Annotated in this window: 14 protein-coding genes; 11 read left to right on the top strand and 3 right to left on the bottom strand. The window is 69.5% G+C overall.

The features are described from left to right. The first annotated feature begins 88 nt into the window (after positions 1-88). The 3 genes from OG386_RS11060 to OG386_RS11050 all read left to right on the top strand — a co-directional run bounded on the left by OG386_RS11060 (position 89) and on the right by OG386_RS11050 (position 8,739). Positions 89-7,552 carry a ricin-type beta-trefoil lectin domain protein gene (locus tag OG386_RS11060; protein WP_328787994.1) on the top strand — a complete coding sequence of 2,488 codons (7,464 nt, stop codon included), beginning with the start codon at positions 89-91 and terminating at the stop codon, positions 7,550-7,552. 35 nt (positions 7,553-7,587) lie between these two features. After that, entirely contained in the window at positions 7,588-7,881 is a 294-nt protein-coding gene (locus OG386_RS11055; RefSeq protein ID WP_328787993.1) for a hypothetical protein, read from the top strand. A gap of 240 nt (positions 7,882-8,121) precedes the next feature. Continuing rightward, a complete protein-coding gene (locus OG386_RS11050) occupies positions 8,122-8,739 on the top strand; it encodes a dihydrofolate reductase family protein (protein ID WP_328787992.1) in 618 nt (205 codons plus the stop codon). 31 nt (positions 8,740-8,770) lie between these two features. Here the strand turns inward: OG386_RS11050 and OG386_RS11045 are convergent, their stop codons facing one another. Then, positions 8,771-9,223 (bottom strand): hypothetical protein, encoded by a 453-nt coding sequence (locus OG386_RS11045; RefSeq protein WP_328787991.1) that lies wholly within the window; start codon positions 9,221-9,223, stop codon positions 8,771-8,773. A gap of 25 nt (positions 9,224-9,248) precedes the next feature. Continuing rightward, positions 9,249-9,617 carry a hypothetical protein gene (locus OG386_RS11040; protein WP_328787990.1) on the bottom strand — a complete coding sequence of 123 codons (369 nt, stop codon included), beginning with the start codon at positions 9,615-9,617 and terminating at the stop codon, positions 9,249-9,251. 133 nt (positions 9,618-9,750) lie between these two features. Between OG386_RS11040 and OG386_RS11035 the strand changes: the two genes are divergently transcribed. Further along, positions 9,751-10,704, top strand: coding sequence for a DMT family transporter (locus tag OG386_RS11035; RefSeq protein ID WP_328787989.1), 954 nt, complete (start codon positions 9,751-9,753; stop codon positions 10,702-10,704). Positions 10,705-10,767: 63 nt separating this feature from the next. Here OG386_RS11035 and OG386_RS11030 read toward each other — a convergent pair whose 3' ends face one another. Then, the gene (locus OG386_RS11030) at positions 10,768-11,781 is read right to left on the bottom strand and encodes a Gfo/Idh/MocA family protein (protein ID WP_328787988.1); all 1,014 of its coding nucleotides are present in this window, start codon (positions 11,779-11,781) and stop codon (positions 10,768-10,770) included. A 231-nt stretch (positions 11,782-12,012) separates the two neighbouring features. Here OG386_RS11030 and OG386_RS11025 point away from each other — a divergent pair, with 231 nt between their 5' ends. Genes OG386_RS11025 through OG386_RS10995 form a run of 7 tightly spaced genes read left to right on the top strand, consistent with a single transcriptional unit; the run spans position 12,013 to position 18,235 of the window. Then, complete coding sequence (locus OG386_RS11025) at positions 12,013-13,023, top strand: substrate-binding domain-containing protein (protein ID WP_443053161.1); 1,011 nt, start codon at positions 12,013-12,015, stop codon at positions 13,021-13,023. After that, positions 13,020-14,063: an ABC transporter permease gene (locus OG386_RS11020; RefSeq protein WP_328787986.1), complete on the top strand. Its 1,044-nt coding sequence runs from the start codon at positions 13,020-13,022 to the stop codon at positions 14,061-14,063. Before OG386_RS11025 ends, OG386_RS11020 begins: the two co-directional genes overlap by 4 nt. Further along, positions 14,030-15,001: an ATP-binding cassette domain-containing protein gene (locus OG386_RS11015; protein ID WP_327382420.1), complete on the top strand. Its 972-nt coding sequence runs from the start codon at positions 14,030-14,032 to the stop codon at positions 14,999-15,001. The genes OG386_RS11020 and OG386_RS11015 overlap by 34 nt, the downstream gene beginning before the upstream one ends. Further along, complete coding sequence (locus tag OG386_RS11010; RefSeq protein WP_327382419.1) at positions 14,998-16,170, top strand: ROK family glucokinase; 1,173 nt, start codon at positions 14,998-15,000, stop codon at positions 16,168-16,170. The genes OG386_RS11015 and OG386_RS11010 overlap by 4 nt, the downstream gene beginning before the upstream one ends. Then, positions 16,167-16,757, top strand: coding sequence for a hypothetical protein (locus OG386_RS11005; protein ID WP_328787985.1), 591 nt, complete (start codon positions 16,167-16,169; stop codon positions 16,755-16,757). Before OG386_RS11010 ends, OG386_RS11005 begins: the two co-directional genes overlap by 4 nt. 29 nt (positions 16,758-16,786) lie before the next feature. Further along, positions 16,787-17,419 (top strand): MBL fold metallo-hydrolase, encoded by a 633-nt coding sequence (locus OG386_RS11000; RefSeq protein ID WP_327382417.1) that lies wholly within the window; start codon positions 16,787-16,789, stop codon positions 17,417-17,419. A 30-nt stretch (positions 17,420-17,449) separates the two neighbouring features. Further along, the gene (locus tag OG386_RS10995; RefSeq protein ID WP_328787984.1) at positions 17,450-18,235 is read left to right on the top strand and encodes an exodeoxyribonuclease III; all 786 of its coding nucleotides are present in this window, start codon (positions 17,450-17,452) and stop codon (positions 18,233-18,235) included. Positions 18,236-18,261: the final 26 nt, after the last annotated feature.

The following is an 18,261-nucleotide window of genomic DNA, read 5'->3' as shown; positions in this document are numbered from 1 at the left end:
ATTGACGGCCACAGAATCAGCGGGCTATTTATCAGTCTTCTGCCGGCCGCGCGCCATGGCCGTGGCGGCAGTGCGTGGGGGGGTCCACATGTCGCCGATTTCGGCGAACAATTCCAGCCTGCCCGGAAACAGAAAGGCCCGCGCCTGGCGCGCGCGCCTCGCCGGGCGCATCGGCGTCACGCTGTCCGTGACGCTGGTCGCAACTCTTCTGCCTGCCGAAGCCTGGGCGGCGTCACCGGGAAACCGCAGCGGCGTCGACCTGCCTGGCCTCCAGCAGGACATCAAGGCCAAGCTCGACAAGGTCGCGGCAGCGAAACTGCAGGGCTGGGACGGTGCCGCCGCGGCGCCGCCCCCGGGGTACGAGCCCTCCAGGGTGACTCCCCCGGCGGCCGGCTCGGAACCCGTGGCGCTGAATCCGGAGAGCGGGGCGCAGCTGGTCCAGGCGGGCGGGCTGCCCATCAGCATCGGCAAGGCCTCGCCGACCGAAAGGAATCCGACGCCGCCGGCCCCGTCCGGAACCTGGGTGGTGGCCGTCGAGGCGCGGACCGCCACCGAGTCGGCCGGCGTCGACGGCGCGATCATCAAGGTCACACCTCCGGCCGGCAGCTCGACCCCGGTCGACGTGCAGCTCGACTACAAGAAGTTCGAGGACCTCTACGGCACCGAATGGGCCACTCGCCTGGAGCTCAAGCAACTCCCCGAGTGCTTCCTGACCACGCCCGAGCGTCCCGAGTGCTCCGCCGCCGTGGACGTCCCGAGCACCAACGACCCCCACGCCGGGACCGTCCGGGCAACCGTCGACCCGGTCGCCGTGCCCGGGCAGGGCCTGCGCACCATGTCCGGTGGCGGCGGTGCGATGGTCCTGGCCGCTTCCGACGGGGGCTCGGGTGCGGGCGGCACCTACAAGGCCACCCCGCTCTCCCCCTCGGGCAGTTGGTCGGCGGGAGGAAGCGGCGGCGGGTTCTCCTGGACGTATCCGCTGACTGTGCCCCCGAACCCGGCCGGACCCGAGCCGAAGATCGCCTTCTCCTACTCCTCGCAGGCCGTGGACGGCAAGACGTCCGTGGCCAACGGGCAGGGTTCGTGGATCGGTGACGGCTGGAGCTACGAGCCCGGCTACATCGAACGCCGCTACCGGGCCTGCTCGGAGGACCGCGATGCGACAGGGGGTGCACCGAACAACGACAACAGCACGGACAAGAAGAAGGGCGACCTGTGCTGGGCCGGCGACAATCTGGTGATGTCGCTCGGCGGCTCCACCACCGAGCTGGTCCGCGACGCCGCATCGGGGCAGCTGGTTCCGGCCGCCGATGACGGTTCGAAGATCGAGCGGATGTCGGGCAGCGCCAATGGCGCGAAGGACGGCGAGTACTGGGTCGTCACCACCCGCGACGGCACGCGGTACCACTTCGGACGCCACAACGTCGGCACCCACGGCGACGGAGCTTCGCCGCTGACCGTCACCGACTCGGTCTTCACCGTCCCCGTCTTCGGCAACCACCCCGGCGAACCCTGCCACCAGGCGGCGTACGCCAACTCGTCCTGCCGCCAGGCCTGGCGCTGGAACCTCGACTACGTCGAGGACGTCCACGGCAACGCCATGGTCATCGACTGGCAGCCGGAGCAGAACCGCTACGCCAAGAACGCGAAGTTCAAGGAGAAGAACGCCGCTGAAGTCGGCTACACCCGAGGCGGCTACCCCACCCGGATCCTCTACGGGCTGCGCGCGGACAACCTCGCCGGAGCTCCGGCAGGCCGCGTCGAGTTCACGCTCGCGGAGCGGTGCATCGAGGAGGGCGGCGTCAAGTGCGGCAACGCCCAGTTCGATTCGAAGAACTACGGTGACAAGCAGCCCTGGTGGGACACCCCGTCCACCCTTCACTGCAAGATGGACGCGGAGAACTGCCACGTCGCCTCGCCGACGTTCTGGTCGCGAAAGCGTCTGACCGGTGTCACCACCTACGGCCAGCGCACCGAAGGCTCCACGGCCCTCTCCAAGGTCGACCACTGGTCGCTGACCCAGTCGTTCCCGAAGCAGCGCACCGACACGCACCCCCCGCTGTGGCTGGAGTCCATCACCCGCACCGGATACGGCACCGCGAAGGACAGCGGTGACAACCTGATCGGGATCCCGCTGCCGCCGGTGTCCTTCCTGGCCAACGTCCAGGACATGCCGAACCGCGTCGCGAAGAGCGCCGGCGACGCGACGCCCGACTACGACCGCCTCCGCGTGGAGACAATCCGCAACGAGACCGGTGGCGAGACGTACGTCGACTACTCGGCTCCCTGTGCGGTGGGTACGACTCACCCCAAGCCGGAGGCCAACACCACCCGTTGCTTCCCCGTCCACTGGTCCCCGGACACCGAGCTGGAGAAGCCGCCGCTGGAGTGGTTCAACAAATACGTCGTCGAGAAGGTCGTCGAGAAGGACCGCGTCGCCCGCCAGCCCGACGTCACCACCAGTTACACGTACGAAGGTGACGCGGCCTGGGGCAAGGACACCGACGAGTTCACCAAGCCCGAACTGCGCACCTACAGCCAGTGGAGGGGGTACGCATCGGTCGTGACGACCAAGGGCGTCACCGCCAACGCGGGCAAGCCCGACGCCACGGAGCAGTCCCAGACGCGCACGCGCTATTTCCGCGGCATGTCCGGAGACGGTGGTCGCGCCAAGGTCAGGGTCAAGGACTCCACCAATGCCGAGGACCTGGGGGAGGACCTTCTCCAACTGCAAGGACAAGTAGCGGAAACGATCAGCTATACGAAGGCGGGCGGCAACGTCTCCTCGCGCGTGATCAATTGGCCCTGGAGCCAGCGGACGGCGAATCGTCCGCGGCGTGGCACCACTGACCTGGAGGCCTTCCGTACCGGCACGGCCCGTTCCGATGCGTTCCAGTCGATCGAGGGCGGGACCCGTATGGTCCGTACCCAGAACACGTTCGACGAGGGGGCCTACGGTCTGCCCAAGACGGCGCAGGCCGAAGTGCTGACGTCGAACGGCACGGGGTGGACGTCCTCGGAGCAGAACTGCATCACCACCACCTACGTGCACAACACGACGAAGCACATCATCGGACTCGCCCAGAGGGTACGCAGCACGGCCGGTGACTGCAGCAAGGCGGCCACCGGGCAGGTCCTCACGGACACCCGCACCTCCTACGACGCCCTGAACGCATTCGGTACCGCCCCCGTGAAGGGGCTGCCGGTTCAGGTCGACACCCTCGACGGCGCCGGCACCGGATGGGTCACCACGGCCCGTACCGAGTACGACGCCCTGGGGCGCCCCATCAAGGCCTACGACGCGGCCGGCAATCCGACGTCCACGACCGTCAGCCCTCCCACGGGCCCCGTCTTCTCCACCACGATCACCAACGCCCTGGGCCACACCGTGACGGCGAAGTCCGATCCCGGCCGTGGCAGCGTGCTGGAATCCACCGACGCCAATGGCCGCAAGGCGAGCATGGCCTACGACGCACTGGGCCGCACCACCGGAGTGTGGACTCCCTCCCGGAAGCAGGGTACGGACAAGGCGGCCTTCGTTTTCTCGTACGACATATCCGTCGACATGCCGCCGACCGTGGTCAGTGGCGCTCTGCGGGACAACGGCACCTACGAGAACACGGTCACCGTCTACGACGGCCTCCTGCGCACGCGCCAGACCCAGAAGGAGGCGCTGGGCGGCGGCCGTCTGATCACCGACACCCTCTACAACGCCAGCGGTGCCGTGCGACAGACCGACAACGCCTACTACGCAGAAGGGGAACCGGACAAGAAGATCTTCGTCCCGGAGACGGTCTTCCACGTCCCGAACGCCACCGCGACCGCCTACGACGGCCTCGGCCGGGCGGTCCGCTCCACCACTCTCCACGAGGGCACTCCGCACCACTCCGCCGTCGTCACCTACGGCGGGAACTGGACCGTTCAGCGCAGCGCGATGTCGGCCGACGGAACGGCCCCGCTGCCGGGCAGCGAGGCGACCAGGACCTGGACCGACGCGCTGAACCGCACGACGCTGGTCCAGAAGTTCGCAGCCGCCGACCTGACTACCTGGACCGACACCAAGTACGCGTACGACGTCCGGGGCAAGCTGGCCAAGGTGACCGACGCGGCCGGCAACGACTGGACGTACTCGTACGACGCCCGAGGCCGCCTGATCGGTACGAGCGACCCCGACCTGGGAATCTCCTCCTTCGGCTACAACAACCTCGACCAGCAGGTCTGGTCCGAGAACGCGGCCGGGCAGAAGACCTTCACCAACTACGACAAGCTGAACCGCAAGACCGCCGAGGTGGAGGACGCCCCGAACGGCACTCCGGTCGCCACCTGGTCCTACGACACGCTGCCGGGTGCCAAGGGCCAACCGGTCGCGTCGACCCGCCGCACCGGTGACGTCACGGTGACCAGCAAGGTCACCGGCTACGACTCCGAATACCGGCCGACCGGCACCACCCTCACCATCCCGGACGGCGCAGCCACCAAGGGCCTGGCCGGCACGTACGCCTACACCACCACCTACACCTCCACCGGCAAGGTCCAGTCCACCACGGTCCCGGCCACCCCGGGCGGCCTCGCCGCCGAGAAGCTGATCACCCGCTACAACGAGGAGGGCGCGCCGACCACGATGTCGGGCCTCTCCTGGTACACCGCGGAGACGGTCTTCAGCCCGTTCGGCGAGGTACTGCGCACGGCATCCGGCAAGGCACCGCACCGGGTGTGGACCACCAGCTTCTACGATCCGACCACCGGTCGTGTCACCGACACCAGCGCGGACCGGGAGACGACCGGACCCAACCGGATCAACGCCCGCTCCTACAAGTACGACACCAGCGGCAAGATCACTTCGGTGACGGATCGTCAGTCCGGTGGCCGCGTCGACCGCCAGTGCTACACGTACAACACGCTGGGGCAGCTCACCAAGGCGTGGACCGGCAAGACCGAGAACTGCACCGGCCCCAGCCTGAGTGACGTCACCCCCGGCCCCGACGGCGACGGCTACTGGCAGGAGTACGAGTTCGATGCCATAGGCAACCGGACCAAACTCATCAACCGCGACCTCACGAATGCGGCACTGGACGACACCACGACCTACGCGTACGGCGTCCAGGTGACGGGCAACGGCGGGCTGCCGCCGGTCAAGACCCATCCGCACGCACTCACCGAGGCCAAGCAGACCACCAAGTCCCAGAACTCGACGGTCACGTCGCTCTCCACGTACGGCTACGACAGCGCCGGCAACACGACCCGGCGGACCATCGACGGCGACACCCAGATCCTCAACTGGGACCGGCGCAACAAGCTCGCCTCCGCCAGCAGCCCGGGCATCGGCGCCGTCACCGTCACCGGTCTGGCCGGCAAGTGCCTCGACGTCGACGGCGGCAACTCCGCGGACGGCACGCCCGCCCAGGTGATGTCGTGCAACGAGTCCAAGGCGCAGAAGTGGACCCTCGGCGGCGACACCGTCAAGGCCCTCGGCAAGTGCCTCACCGCCAAGGACAGCAGGGCCCGCCTCTACACCTGCGACGGCAGCAACGAACAGAAGTTCACCTCCAGGCCCGACAAGACCCTCTACAACCAGGCCACGGGCCAGTGCGTCACCGTCCCCAACGACGATGCCGCCGACGGCAACGACCTCCACATCTACACGTGCGTCGCCGGGTCCGCCGCGCAGCAGTGGGTCTTCGGCGGCAGCGGTAGTTCGTACATCTACGATGCCTCCGGAAACCGGCTCATCCAGGAGACCGGGAGCAGTCGCACGCTGTACCTCGGTGAGGCCGAGGTCACGGTCAACCTGGCCGGCCAGGCCGTCGATGCCGTCCGCTATTACACCGGCGTCGGAGCCACTACCACCGTCCGCCAGACCAAGGGCAAGACCACGGGCCACGCCCTGACCGTCCTGTTGAGCGACCGCCAGGGGACCGCCACCACCATGGTGGAACAGGCCGCGGGCCAGAAGGTCACCCACCGCAAGGCCGACCCCTACGGCAACCCCCGGGGCGCCCAGGTCGGGAACTGGGCGGGCCAGCGCGACTTCCTGGGGACGGGCACGGACGACAGCGCCACCCGTCTCACGCACATCGGCGCCCGCGAGTACGAACCCGCGAACGGCCGGTTCATCAGCGTCGACCCGGTCATCGACATCACCAACCCGATGCAGATGAACGGGTACGTGTACGCGAACGGCGACCCGGTCAACCAGATGGACCCCACCGGGCTCGAAAGCTGCTTCCCGAACTACTGCGCAGGCACCAACGGCACCTACGGGGACTACAAGGAGGAGAACGACCCGGAGGTGGAACGGCAGCGGGTCTCGGGCGGCGTTGGCTCCAAAGGCAGCGCGAAGGGCGACGCCAAGAGCGGTACCAAGAGCACCGTCAAGCTCGTCCTCGCAGGAAAGACCCTTCCCACCGAGGAGGAACTCCTCAAGCAGGGCTACTGGCCCACCCGGACCTACCAGGAGAACCTGAGGCGCTGGGCGAACGGATACTGCTCATCAACCGGCGCCAGAGACAGGCAAGACTTCTGCGACACGGCGAACAGGATCAAGCTGACTAGTCCCAGTGGCGACTGGATGGAAGCACTGGGGATCCGAAGCACCTGGGAGTGCATCAAGGACCCGGGCTGGAACAAGAACTGCGGAATGGCCGCGGTGGACGTGACGATCACGATCGCCGGAAGTGTCATCGGCAGGGCCGCGAAAGCGGCAACGGCGGGCAGGGCGGTCACCGGAGCGGTGGTGCACGACGCCGTCGATGTGGCCATCGCCTGTCTGCGCCACAACAGCTTCACCGAAGACACGCTCGTCCTGATGGCTGACGGCACCACCAAGGAGATCGACGACGTCGAAGTCGGCGAAAAGGTTCTAGCCACGGACCCGGTGACGGGAGAGACCACGCCGAAAACGGTCACCGCCGAGATCCTGACGAAGGACGACAAGGAATACGTCGACCTGACGATCGGAGCCGGAGAAGCCGAACCCGTCATCACGACAACGGCACACCACCTGTTCTGGTCGATGTCGGCAGATGCCTGGGTTGAAGCGGGTGACCTCAAGGCAGGCATGACCCTGCGCACGGACGACGGGCGAGGGGTCTCCATCGCGCGAACCCGTTCCTACCGTGCGGACCAGGCAACGTACAATCTGACGGTCTCCGACCTGCACACCTACTATGTTCTTGCCGAGTCGACGCCGGTCTTGGTGCACAATGAAAATGGCTGGCAGGTGCCGGACGACTTCGTCATCGTTCGCGGGGGTGAGAGGCCGATGCCCGGTGCTGGCGAAGGCTTCTCCGGCGCAATGGGTACCTCGGTTGCTGAGGCGGGTGCCGGCGTTCCACATGGCAAACTTCGCGCAACAACGGCCGGGGAAATTCGCGCAGCTGGTGGCACTGTGGACTATGCACCCGAGCCAATTAGAGGCGAAGGGTCGCCACTCAACTACAACCACGTGAATGTGACACTCGGGAGCGGTGATCCATTCGGTGAACTTGAGTCCAACCCTGTGCCGAAGACCAGTCGATTGGCTCCTGATGCACTCGGAATTCCGCGATGCTGATCGGAAGATTCCCCAGTGGAGAGGATGTGAATTCGATGCCTGCAAACATCTCGTGGGGGCCGTCTGATGTTACTGGAGGTCCGCTGGATGAGGTGTTTGATGCTCTGAGGGGGATTTTCACTGACCTTCGAGTCGAGCGGCTGTCAGTTACTTGGCCGGCCGATGACGATAACGTGTGGTTCATTTCCCGTGAAGGTGGCGCGGAAATGCAACTGGATTCGCACGAAAATGGCCAACTGCCATTTCTGCTAGAATCCGACATCTCGAGGGTTGAGGTGGACGATGCTGGCCTCGCTGTCGAAACTCTGACCGCTTGGTTGCGTGGCTGAAACATTTCTGAAGGGCCCCACTGCGAGGTGTTGCAGTGGGGCCTTCGGAGTTTTGGAGGCTTGTCCATCGATGAGGTCGGCCGCCCCGCTCTGCCGCGCACGGTCGGCCAGGGTCTCCCGGCCCGGCGTTTCCTCCAGTCAGTCGGAACGGACCGAACGGTCGTGCGTGGCGGCGCGATGAGTTCTGACGGGGGCGGGAGTCTGAACCCGTAGGGGCCATCGAGCGAGGAGAACAGAGCCATGGGGAAGCTGACACTGACCACCTTCGTGACGCTGGACGGCGTGATGCAGGCGCCCGGGGGGCCCGACGAGGACCGCAGCGGCGGGTTCGAGTACGGCGGGTGGGTCGCGCCGTTCGCCGACGAGGGGATGGGGGAGTTCATCACCGAGGTGTTCGGGCGGGCCGGGGCGTTCCTGCTCGGGCGGAAGACGTACGAGATCTTCGCCTCGTACTGGCCGGAGCACGACGACCCCGCCGACCCGATCCCGGGCAAGCTGAACCGGCTGCACAAGTACGTGGCGTCGACCACGCTGAAGGAGCCGGCCTGGGGGCCGGTCACCGTGCTCGACGGGGAGCACCTGCAGGGCGAGATCGTCCGGGTCAAGGACGCGCTGGAGGGGGAGTTGCAGGTGCACGGCAGCGGGCAGCTCGCGCAGTGGCTCTTGGCCCGGGACCTCGTGGACGAGGTCAATCTGCTGGTCTTCCCCGTGGTGCTGGGGGCCGGTCGCCGGCTGTTCCCCACCGGCGGGCTGCCGACCGCCTATGAGCTGGTGAGTTCGCGTGCGACACCGGCCGGGACCGCCGTCCACACCTACCGGCCGACGGGGCGGGCTGCCTTCGGCACGATCGGCGATTGACCTCGAGCTGCGCCGCGCACCGGGCGGGTCGTCATCTGCCCGGATGCCACCGGAACCAGTAGTCGAGCCCGTCGACCCGGTAGCGGTCGCCTGCGTCGAACCCGAGCTCGCCGACCAGCCGCCGCGCACCCTCCGCAGGCTGCCGGTGCGGTGCGAGCAGTCGGGTCAGCTCGTCGTAGCGGGCGTCGACGCCACCGCGGTCCGGATGGCTCTCCAGACCGGCCTCCCCGGCTTCGCTGCGCTGGTTCCACCTGACGAAGACGGCCCACTGCTCGCGCTCCAGCACCACCGCGGCCTCGCTCGCCGGCCACACGAGGTACTCGTCGTACTCGTCGGCGTGGTCGTAGTCGTAGCTCTGGAAGTAGTGCGGCCTGCCGTCGACGTCGGCGAGGCCCGCGCGAGGCCCGTCGTACCACTCGAATTCGGCGTACACGCGCCGGAACCCGCCCGCGATCAGCCGCTGCTCGTCCCAGATCTCCGCCATGCCGGGCAGGCTACAGCGGCACCCCCTACCGAGGGTCCAGCGCCAGTTGGACCACGCGGCCCTCGCGCAGGACCAGGAGGTCCGGGGACTCGTGCTCGTAGAAGCGGATCCGGCCGACCGGGCCCGGAGGGCGGATCTGGGGTGCGAGGAGCATCAGGAGGTCCTCCAGGTCGGGGAGCTGCTCCGCGTGGATCTCCTGGCGGGCGGTCAGGGCCCAAACTCCGCGTTCGCCCGGGCCGAACTCCCCGACGAGCATGCCGCCGACGCGCCACGCCGGACCCCGGGTCGAGAGCAGTCCGTCCCCCGTCAGCTGGCGCCGCACCTCCGTGAGCACGTCGTCGGGCGTGGTGTCGAGCAGGTCGAACGCCAGGTCCAGGGCGTAGAGATCAGCCATGGGCCCGATGCTACGGGCCCGGGGCCGCAGGCCCGGAAAGGGGTCGCCCGGCATGATCGGCTCCGGTACGGTGTGCCCGCACCCGTGCGAGCCGCCGAAGTCTCCACCCCTCCCGTGATGTCGGAGACCTCCGTTGACCGTGATCTCGCCCGCCCTCGAAGCCGCCCCGCGCCGGGCCTGGTTCGCCGATCTGCCGGTGCTGGCCGTCGCCGTCGTCTGGGGCGGCAGCTACCTCGCGGCCAAGGGCATCACCACCACCCACACCGTCGTCGCCGTGCTCGTGCTCCGGTTCGCGCTCGTGCTGCCCGTGCTCGTCGTCGCCGGGTGGGCGCGGCTGCGCGCCCTGAGCTCCGCCCAGCTGCGCGGCGCCGGGCTGCTGGGCCTCGTACTCGGCGGGATCTTCCTCCTGGAGACCTACGGGGTCGTCCACACCTCCGCCACCAATGCCGGGCTGATCATCAGCCTGACGATGATCTTCACTCCCCTCGCCGAAGCCGCGGTGAGGCGGCAGGCGCCCTCCGCCGGCTTCCTCGGCGCCGCCGCCGTCTCCGTCGCCGGGGTCGTGCTCCTCACCCAGGGCGCCGGCTTCACCGCCCCCAGCCTCGGGGACCTGCTCATCCTCGGCGCCGCGCTCGCCCGGACCCTGCACGTCCTGCTCATGGCCCGCATCGAGGCCGTCCAGGACGCCGACTCGCTGTCCCTGACCACCGTGCAGCTCGGCGCCGCCGTGCTCGTCTTCGCAACTCTGGCCGCCGTGCCCGGGACCGGTGACAGCCCCTGGGCCGCCGCCGCGGACTTCGGGGCCGCCGAGTGGGCGGGGCTCGCCTTCCTCTCCGTCTTCTGCACCCTCTTCGCCTTCTTCGTGCAGATGTGGGCCGTGCGCCGCACCTCGCCCTCCCGGGTCAGCCTGCTGCTGGGCACCGAACCCCTGTGGGCCGCCGTCGCCGGCATCGCCGTCGGCGGGGAGGAGCCGGGGCTCCTCGGCTACGCGGGAGCCCTCCTGGTCCTCGTCGGCACCGCCTGGGGGCGGCGCGCCGTGACCCCCGCGGCCGCAACCGCGCCCGCAACCGCCCCCGCCACCCCCTGAGCGTGTCCGGAAAGCGCCGCAGCCACAGGTGATCACTCGCCGTACTGTGGCCCGGTGCCCCCTTTACAGAGCCGGCAGGTCCGGGAGCTCCTCCAGCCGCACCCGGCGCCGCTCCCGGCGCGAGAGTTCGCAGGCCTCCGCGATCCGGAACGCCGCCAGCGCCTCCCGGCCGTCGCACGGGTTGGCGCCCTCGCCCCGCACCAGCTGGACGAAGGCCGCGAGCTCGGCCTCGTAGGCCGGGGCGAAACGTTCCAGGAAGCCCGTCCACGGCTTGCTCGCCGGGGGCGGGCCGTGCGGTTCGGTGGAGGCGATCGGGGTCCGGTCGTCCAGCCCGACGGAGACCTGGTCCCGCTCCCCGGCCAGCTCCATCCGCACGTCGTACCCGGCGCCGTTGCACCGGGTCCCGGTCGCCGTGACCAGGGTCCCGTCGTCCAGCGTCAGCACGGCGGCCGCCGTGTCGATGTCGCCCGTCTCCCGGAACAGCGCCGGACCCGCGTCCGACCCGGCCGCGTACACCTCGACCACCTCGCGCCCGGTCACCCAGCGGACCATGTCGAAGTCGTGCACCAGGCAGTCCCGGTACAGCCCGCCGGAGGTCGCCAGGTACGCGGCCGTCGGCGGCGCCGGATCGGCCGTCATCGTCCGGACGGTGTGCAGCCGCCCCAGGGCGCCCGAACGGACCAGCCCCCGGGCCGTGCCGTAGCCCGCGTCGAAGCGGCGCATGAAGCCCACTTGGAGCAGTCCGCCCGAGGCCGAGACCTCCCGCAGCGCCGCGAGGGTCCGGTTCAGGTCCGGGGCCAGCGGCTTCTCGCAGAAGACCGGGAGCCCGCCGCGGACCGCCCGTACGACGAGGTCCGCGTGCGCCTCGGTCGCCGAAGCCACCACCACCGCGTCCACGCCCCAGGTGAAGACCTGCTCCACGGAGGGCGCGGCGGTGGCCCCGAGCCGGTCGGCGAGGCGCGCCGCCCGCGCGGGGTCGGCGTCCGCCAGCAGGAGCGAGCCGGCTTCCGGATGGCGGACCAGTGCCGCGGCGTGGAAGGACCCGATCCGGCCCGTTCCGATGAGCCCGATGCGCATGCACTCAACCTGACCCTGTCGGCGGAACCTGTCAATCCGCCCGCGCATGTCAACCTGCCCGTGCCTGCCCCGATGACCCTTCATGGTCGACTGTGGCGGATACTGAACGGCTGGACCGGAATGGAGCCGGAATGACCGGATTGGCGACCGGCTTGACGACCGGATTGTTGACCGGACCGACGACCGGCTCGACGACGGACCGAATTGGTGACGAGGGAAGGGCGCGGCGACGTGGCTAGGGTTCGGACAGGGGTACGCGTCGTGGGCGCCGTGCTCGCGGCGGTACTGGGGGCCTCGCTCGCGGGCTGCAGCAGTACGGGCGGCAAGCGCGCCGAGGAGCGCGCGAAGGCCGCCGCGGCGGGCCGGCCGGCCGTCTCCACCCCGCGCTGGACCTTCGCGATGATCACGCACGCGGGCGACGGCGACACCTTCTGGGACATCGTGCAGAAGGGCGCCAAGGAGGCCGCGGCGAAGGACAACATCAACTTCGTCTACGTCCACGACGACCAGGCGCAGCAACAGGCGCAGTTCGTGCAGAACGCCATCGACCAGAAGGTCGACGGGATCGTCGTCAGCCTGGCCAAGCCCGAGGCCCTCAAGGACGTCCTCGCCAAGGCCGTCAAGGCCGGCATCCCGGTGATCACGGTCAACTCCGGCTCCGCCCAGTCCGCCGCGTACGGGGCGCTGACCCACATCGGCCAGGACGAGGAGATCGCGGGCGAGGCCGTCGGCACCGAGCTGAACGAGCGCGGCCGCAAGAAGGCCGTCTGCGTCCTGCACGAGCAGGGCAACGTCGGCCACGAGCAGCGCTGCGCCGGTGCGAAGAAGACCTTCTCCGGGACGATGGAGAACCTGTACGTCGAGGGCACCAACATGCCCTCCGTCCAGGCGGCGATCCAGGCCCAGCTGCAGGCCGACCCCTCCGTCGACGCCATCGTCACCCTCGGCGCACCCTTCGCGCCCACCGCGGTCAAGGCGAAGGAGGCGGCGGGCAGCAAGGCCGAGGTGGACACCTTCGACCTCAACGAATCGGTCGCCCGCGACCTGAAGTCCGGAGCCCTCGGCTTCGCCGTCGACCAGCAGCCCTACTTGCAGGGCTACGAGGCCATCGACCTGCTCTGGCTCTACCGCTACAACGCGAACGTCCTCGGCGGCGGCCGCCCCGTGCTCACCGGACCGCAGATCGTGACCGCTGACGAGGCGGGCAAGCTGGAGGAGTACATCAAGCGGGGCAGCCGATGAGCGCGGCCGCACCCGTCCAGGGGCGCGACGAACGGCTCGCCCCCACCTCCACCCTGCGCAAGCTGCTCGCCCGCCCCGAGCTGGGCTCGGTGGTCGGCGCCGTCGCCGTCTTCGTCTTCTTCTCCATCGCCGCACCCACCTTCCTGCAGGCCTCCAGCCTCAGCACGATCCTGTACTCGGCCTCCACCATCGGGATCATGGCCGCCCCGGTGGCCCTGCTGATGATCGGCGGCGAGTTCGACCTGTCCGCGGGCGTCATGGTCACGACCTCGGCGCTGGTCAGCTCGATGTTCAGCTACCAGATGACCGCCAACGTCTGGGTCGGCGTCGGCGTGTCCCTGCTGGTCACCCTGGCCATCGGCTTCTTCAACGGGTTCATGCTGACCCGCACGAAGCTGCCCAGCTTCATCATCACGCTCGGCACCTTCCTGATGCTGACCGGCCTGAACCTCGGCTTCACCAAACTGATCAGCGGCACGGTCTCCACCAAGACCATCGCCGACATGGAGGGCTTCTCCTCCGCCCGCGCCCTCTTCGCCTCGCAGTGGACCATCGGCTCGGTCACCCTCAAGGTCACCGTCCTGTGGTGGTTCGCCATCGTCGCCGTCGCCACCTGGATCCTGCTGCGCACCCGCGCCGGCAACTGGATCTTCGCCGTGGGCGGCGGGGCCGACGCTGCCCGCGCCACCGGCGTGCCCGTCGTGAAGACCCGTATCGGCCTCTACATGGGCGTCGCCCTGTGCGCCTGGATCTCCGGACAGCACATCCTCTTCTCGTTCGACGTGGTCCAGTCGGGCGAGGGCGTGGGCAACGAGTTCCTCTACATCATCGCGGCCGTCATCGGCGGCTGTCTGATGACCGGCGGCTACGGCTCCGCCATCGGTTCGGCGGTCGGCGCCTTCATCTTCGGCATGACAAGCAACGGCATCGTGTACGCCCAGTGGAATCCGGACTGGTTCAAGTTCTTCCTCGGCGCGATGCTCCTGCTGGCCACGCTGCTCAACGCATGGGTCCGCAAGCGGGCGGAGGCGACCAAGTGAGTACGACCGGAAAGACCGCGACCGCGCCCGGAGCGGCCACCGCCCTGGTGAAGCTGACCGACGTCAGCAAGTACTACGGGAACATCCGCGCACTCCAAGGGGTCTCCCTGGAGGTCTCGGCGGGCGAGATCACCTGTGTCCTCGGCGACAACGGCGCCGGCAAGTCCACCCTCATCAAGATCATCGCTGGGCTGCACCGGCACGACGCCGGCACCTTCGAGATCGAGGGGGAGGAGACCGTGCTCGCCAACCCCCGGGCGGCCCTCGACCACGGCATCGCCACCGTCTACCAGGACCTCGCCGTCGTCCCGCTCATGCCCGTCTGGCGGAACTTCTTCCTCGGCTCCGAGCCCACCAAGGGCCGAGGCCCCCTCCGCCGCCTCGACGTGGAGCTCATGCGCGAGACCACCCGTACCGAGCTGCTGCGCATGGGCATCGACCTGCGCGACGTGGACCAGCCCATCGGCACCCTGTCCGGTGGTGAGCGCCAGTGCGTGGCCATCGCCCGGGCCGTGTACTTCGGAGCGAAGGTCCTCGTGCTCGACGAGCCCACCGCGGCCCTCGGCGTCAAGCAGTCCGGAGTGGTCCTCAAGTACGTCGCCGCCGCCCGGGACGCGGGCCTCGGCGTGGTCCTGATCACCCACAACCCGCACCACGCGTACCTGGTCGGCGACCGTTTCGTCCTCCTCAAGCGCGGCACCATGGCGGGCAGCCACACCCGCGACTCGATCACGCTCGACGAGCTCACCCGGCAGATGGCGGGCGGCTCCGAGCTGGAGGAGCTGAGCCACGAACTGGAGCGAGTGGCAGAATCGGGGGAAGGCGCCCCACGCGCCACGGCCGCGACGGACGGCGCAGCCGGTCGGAGCGGTCCGGCCGACGAGGCCGACCGGACCCCCCGAACCACCGCACCCAAGAGGGACGACACGACTCGATGAGCACGTACCGGGACTTCACGCTCACCCACCGGGGGTCGGCGCGAGGCACCGTCCTGCGGACCATCGGGACCCGCGAGCGCCGGTCGCACCTGACGGCCCCGCGCGTCCCCACGGTCGGCATCGACATCGGCGGCACCAAGGTGATGGCCGGCGTCGTCGACGCCGACGGGATCATCCTGGAGAAGATCCGCACGGAGACCCCGGACAAGTCCAAGAGCCCCAAGGTCGTCGAGGACACCATCGTCGAGCTGGTGCTGGACCTCTCCGACCGGCACGACGTGCACGCGGTCGGCATCGGGGCGGCCGGCTGGGTCGACGCCGACCGCTCCCGCGTGCTGTTCGCACCCCACCTGGCCTGGCGCGACGAGCCCCTGCGCGACGCGCTCCAGTCCCGGCTCGCGGTCCCGGTCATGGTCGACAACGACGCCAACACCGCCGCCTGGGCGGAATGGCGCTTCGGCGCCGGACGCGGCGAGGACCACCTCGTCATGATCACGCTCGGCACCGGAATCGGCGGGGCCATCCTCGAAGGCGGCCAGGTCAAGCGAGGCCGGTACGGGGTCGCGGGCGAATTCGGCCACATGCAGGTCGTCCCCGGCGGCCACCGCTGCCCCTGCGGCAACCGCGGCTGCTGGGAGCAGTACAGCTCCGGGAACGCCCTGGTCCGCGAGGCCCGCGAGCTGGCCGCCGCCGACTCGCCGGTCGCGTACAACATCATCGCCCGGGTCGGCGGCAACGTCTCCGAGATCACCGGACCGCTGATCACCGAGCTGGCCCGCGAGGGCGACGCCATGTGCGTCGAACTGCTCCAGGACATCGGCCAGTGGCTGGGCGTCGGCATCGCCAACCTCGCCGCCGCCCTCGACCCGTCCTGCTTCGTCATCGGCGGCGGGGTCAGCGCCGCAGACGACCTGCTGATCGGCCCGGCCCGGGACGCCTTCCGCCGCCACCTCACCGGTCGCGGCTACCGCCCCGAAGCCCGTATCGCCAAGGCCCAGCTCGGACCCGAGGCGGGCATGGTCGGCGCCGCCGACCTCGCCCGGCTCGTCGCCCGCCGCTTCCGCCGCGCCACCCGCCGCCGGGTCGAGCGCTACGAGCGGTACGAGCGCTACGCGCAGCAGCTGGGTCGGCGCGACCCCGCAGTCCCCGAGGACCAGGAAAAACAGTGACCCCGCCCACCCTGCCCCACCAGGCCTCCGCTCCCGACGTCGAAGGCACCCCGGCGCCCGCCGTCGAGGACCGCAGGCACGTCGTCAAGCGCCGCTGGATCACCGCGATCATCATCCTGCTGCTGGTCGGCGTACCCGCGGGCTACCTGGCGATCTCCACCCAGCAGAGCCGCGAGAGCGGCCGCGACAAGGCCGCCAAGATCGGCGCGTCCAAGGTGCGCCCCGGCTGGCCCTCCAAGGTGCAGCGCAGCATCTACGAGGTCCCCGTCCCGGACAAGGCCTGGCGCGTCGGGTTCCTGGAGACCAACAACTGGCGCACCAGCCGGCTGTACGTCCAGTTCGCGGTCACCCCGCCCGAACTGGACGGCTTCCTGTCCTCCCTCGGCATCAGCCGCGAGGACCTGACCCCCGGGGTCTCGGTCTCCGCGCACGACACCTCGATCGCCGGCTGGCACTGGAAGCCGGAGACCTCGTGGCTGGGCACCACCCTCGAACAGGACGACCCGCGGCCCACCCGGGACGTCACCGTCGACCTCACCGATCCCAAGGTCTCCAAGGTCTACGTCGTCTCCTCCACCACCCCGTGACCCGCCCCGGTGCCCGCTAGCCTGGGATCATGAAGCTCACCAAGCGGCTGCATTCCTGCGTCCAGTTGGAGAAGGACGGGCGCACGCTCGTCATCGACCCGGGCGCCTTCAGCGAACCGGACGCGGGACGGGGGGCGGACGCCCTGCTGGTCACGCACGAACACCCCGACCACTTCGAGGAGGGCCGGCTGCGGGCCGCCCTCGACGCCGATCCGGCGGTGGAGCTGTGGACCCTGCGCAGCGTCGCCGAGAAGCTCGCCCCCGCCTATCCGGGCCGGGTGCACACCGTCGGCCACGGCGACGCCTTCACCGCGGCCGGGTTCGAGGTCCAGGTCCACGGGGAGCTGCACGCCGTGATCCACCCGGACATCCCGCGCGTCACGAACGTCGGCTACCTCGTCGAAGGTTCCCTCTTCCACCCCGGGGACGCGCTGACCGTGCCCGGTGTCCCCGTCGAGACCCTGATGGTCCCGGTGCACGCCCCCTGGAACAAGGTCTCCGAGGTGATCGACTACCTCCGCGAGGTCAAGCCGCGCCGGGCCCTGGACATCCACGACGCCTACCTCTCCGACATCGCCCGGCCGATCTACGACCACGCCCTCGGCGCCCTCGGGGGCACCGACCACGGGCGACTCACCGCGGGGGACTCCGCCGAACTGTGACTGTCGGTGCCGGGCGGTAGGTTGGCACGTATGCGTATCGCCACCTTCAACGTCAACTCCATCACCGCCCGGCTGCCGCGCCTGCTGGCCTGGCTGGAGAGCTCCGGCACGGATGTCCTGTGCATCCAGGAGACCAAGTGCTCGGCGGAGCAGTTCCCGCACGACGCGCTGCGCGAGCTCGGCTACGAGTCGGCGGTCAATGCCACCGGCCGCTGGAACGGCGTGGCCCTGCTCTCCAAGGTCGGCCTGGAGGACGTGGTCCTAGGGCTGCCCGGCGGGCCCGACTACGAGGGCGTCCAGGAGCCCCGCGCGATCTCCGCCACCTGCGGCGGAGTCCGGGTCTGGTCGGTGTACGTGCCCAACGGGCGCGAGGTCGAGCACGACCACTACGGCTACAAGCTGGACTGGTTCCGCGCCCTGACCACGGCCGTCGCCGAGGACGCGGCCGGTCCGCGGCCGTTCGCGGTGCTCGGCGACTTCAACGTGGCCCCGACCGACGAGGACGTCTACGACCCGGCCGTCTTCGCGGGCCTCACCCATGTCACCCCCGCCGAACGGGCCGCCCTGGAGGCGCTGCGCGCCGCAGGACTCTCGGACGTGTTCCCGCGCGCGCTGAAGTACGACCGTCCCTACACCTTCTGGGACTACCGGATGCTCGCCTTCCCCAAGAACAAGGGCATGCGCATCGACCTGGTCTACGGCAACGAGCCCTTCACCAAGGCCGTCACCGACTCCTACGTCGACCGCGAGGAGCGCAAGGGCAAGGGCGCGTCCGACCACGCTCCCGTCGTCGTGGACCTCGACCTCGCCCGGTAGCCGGTAGCCGGTGCCATCCGGGCCGA

Origin of the sequence: Streptomyces sp. NBC_00273, assembly GCF_036178145.1 — a bacterium.
Classification (GTDB): domain Bacteria; phylum Actinomycetota; class Actinomycetes; order Streptomycetales; family Streptomycetaceae; genus Streptomyces.
The sequence above is the reverse complement of the archived record's forward strand: the minus strand, read 5'-3'. Positions and strand labels throughout refer to the sequence as shown.

Coding starts and splice junctions, on each gene's coding strand:
- OG386_RS11015 (WP_327382420.1), top strand. CDS start 14,030: ATGGGTCCGCAAGCGGGCGGAGGCGACCAAGTGAGTACGACCGGAAAG.
- OG386_RS11040 (WP_328787990.1), bottom strand. CDS start 9,617: ATGGCTGATCTCTACGCCCTGGACCTGGCGTTCGACCTGCTCGACACC.
- OG386_RS10995 (WP_328787984.1), top strand. CDS start 17,450: ATGCGTATCGCCACCTTCAACGTCAACTCCATCACCGCCCGGCTGCCG.
- OG386_RS11055 (WP_328787993.1), top strand. CDS start 7,588: ATGCCTGCAAACATCTCGTGGGGGCCGTCTGATGTTACTGGAGGTCCG.
- OG386_RS11045 (WP_328787991.1), bottom strand. CDS start 9,223: ATGGCGGAGATCTGGGACGAGCAGCGGCTGATCGCGGGCGGGTTCCGG.
- OG386_RS11050 (WP_328787992.1), top strand. CDS start 8,122: ATGGGGAAGCTGACACTGACCACCTTCGTGACGCTGGACGGCGTGATG.
- OG386_RS11020 (WP_328787986.1), top strand. CDS start 13,020: ATGAGCGCGGCCGCACCCGTCCAGGGGCGCGACGAACGGCTCGCCCCC.
- OG386_RS11000 (WP_327382417.1), top strand. CDS start 16,787: ATGAAGCTCACCAAGCGGCTGCATTCCTGCGTCCAGTTGGAGAAGGAC.
- OG386_RS11030 (WP_328787988.1), bottom strand. CDS start 11,781: ATGCGCATCGGGCTCATCGGAACGGGCCGGATCGGGTCCTTCCACGCC.
- OG386_RS11010 (WP_327382419.1), top strand. CDS start 14,998: ATGAGCACGTACCGGGACTTCACGCTCACCCACCGGGGGTCGGCGCGA.
- OG386_RS11060 (WP_328787994.1), top strand. CDS start 89: ATGTCGCCGATTTCGGCGAACAATTCCAGCCTGCCCGGAAACAGAAAG.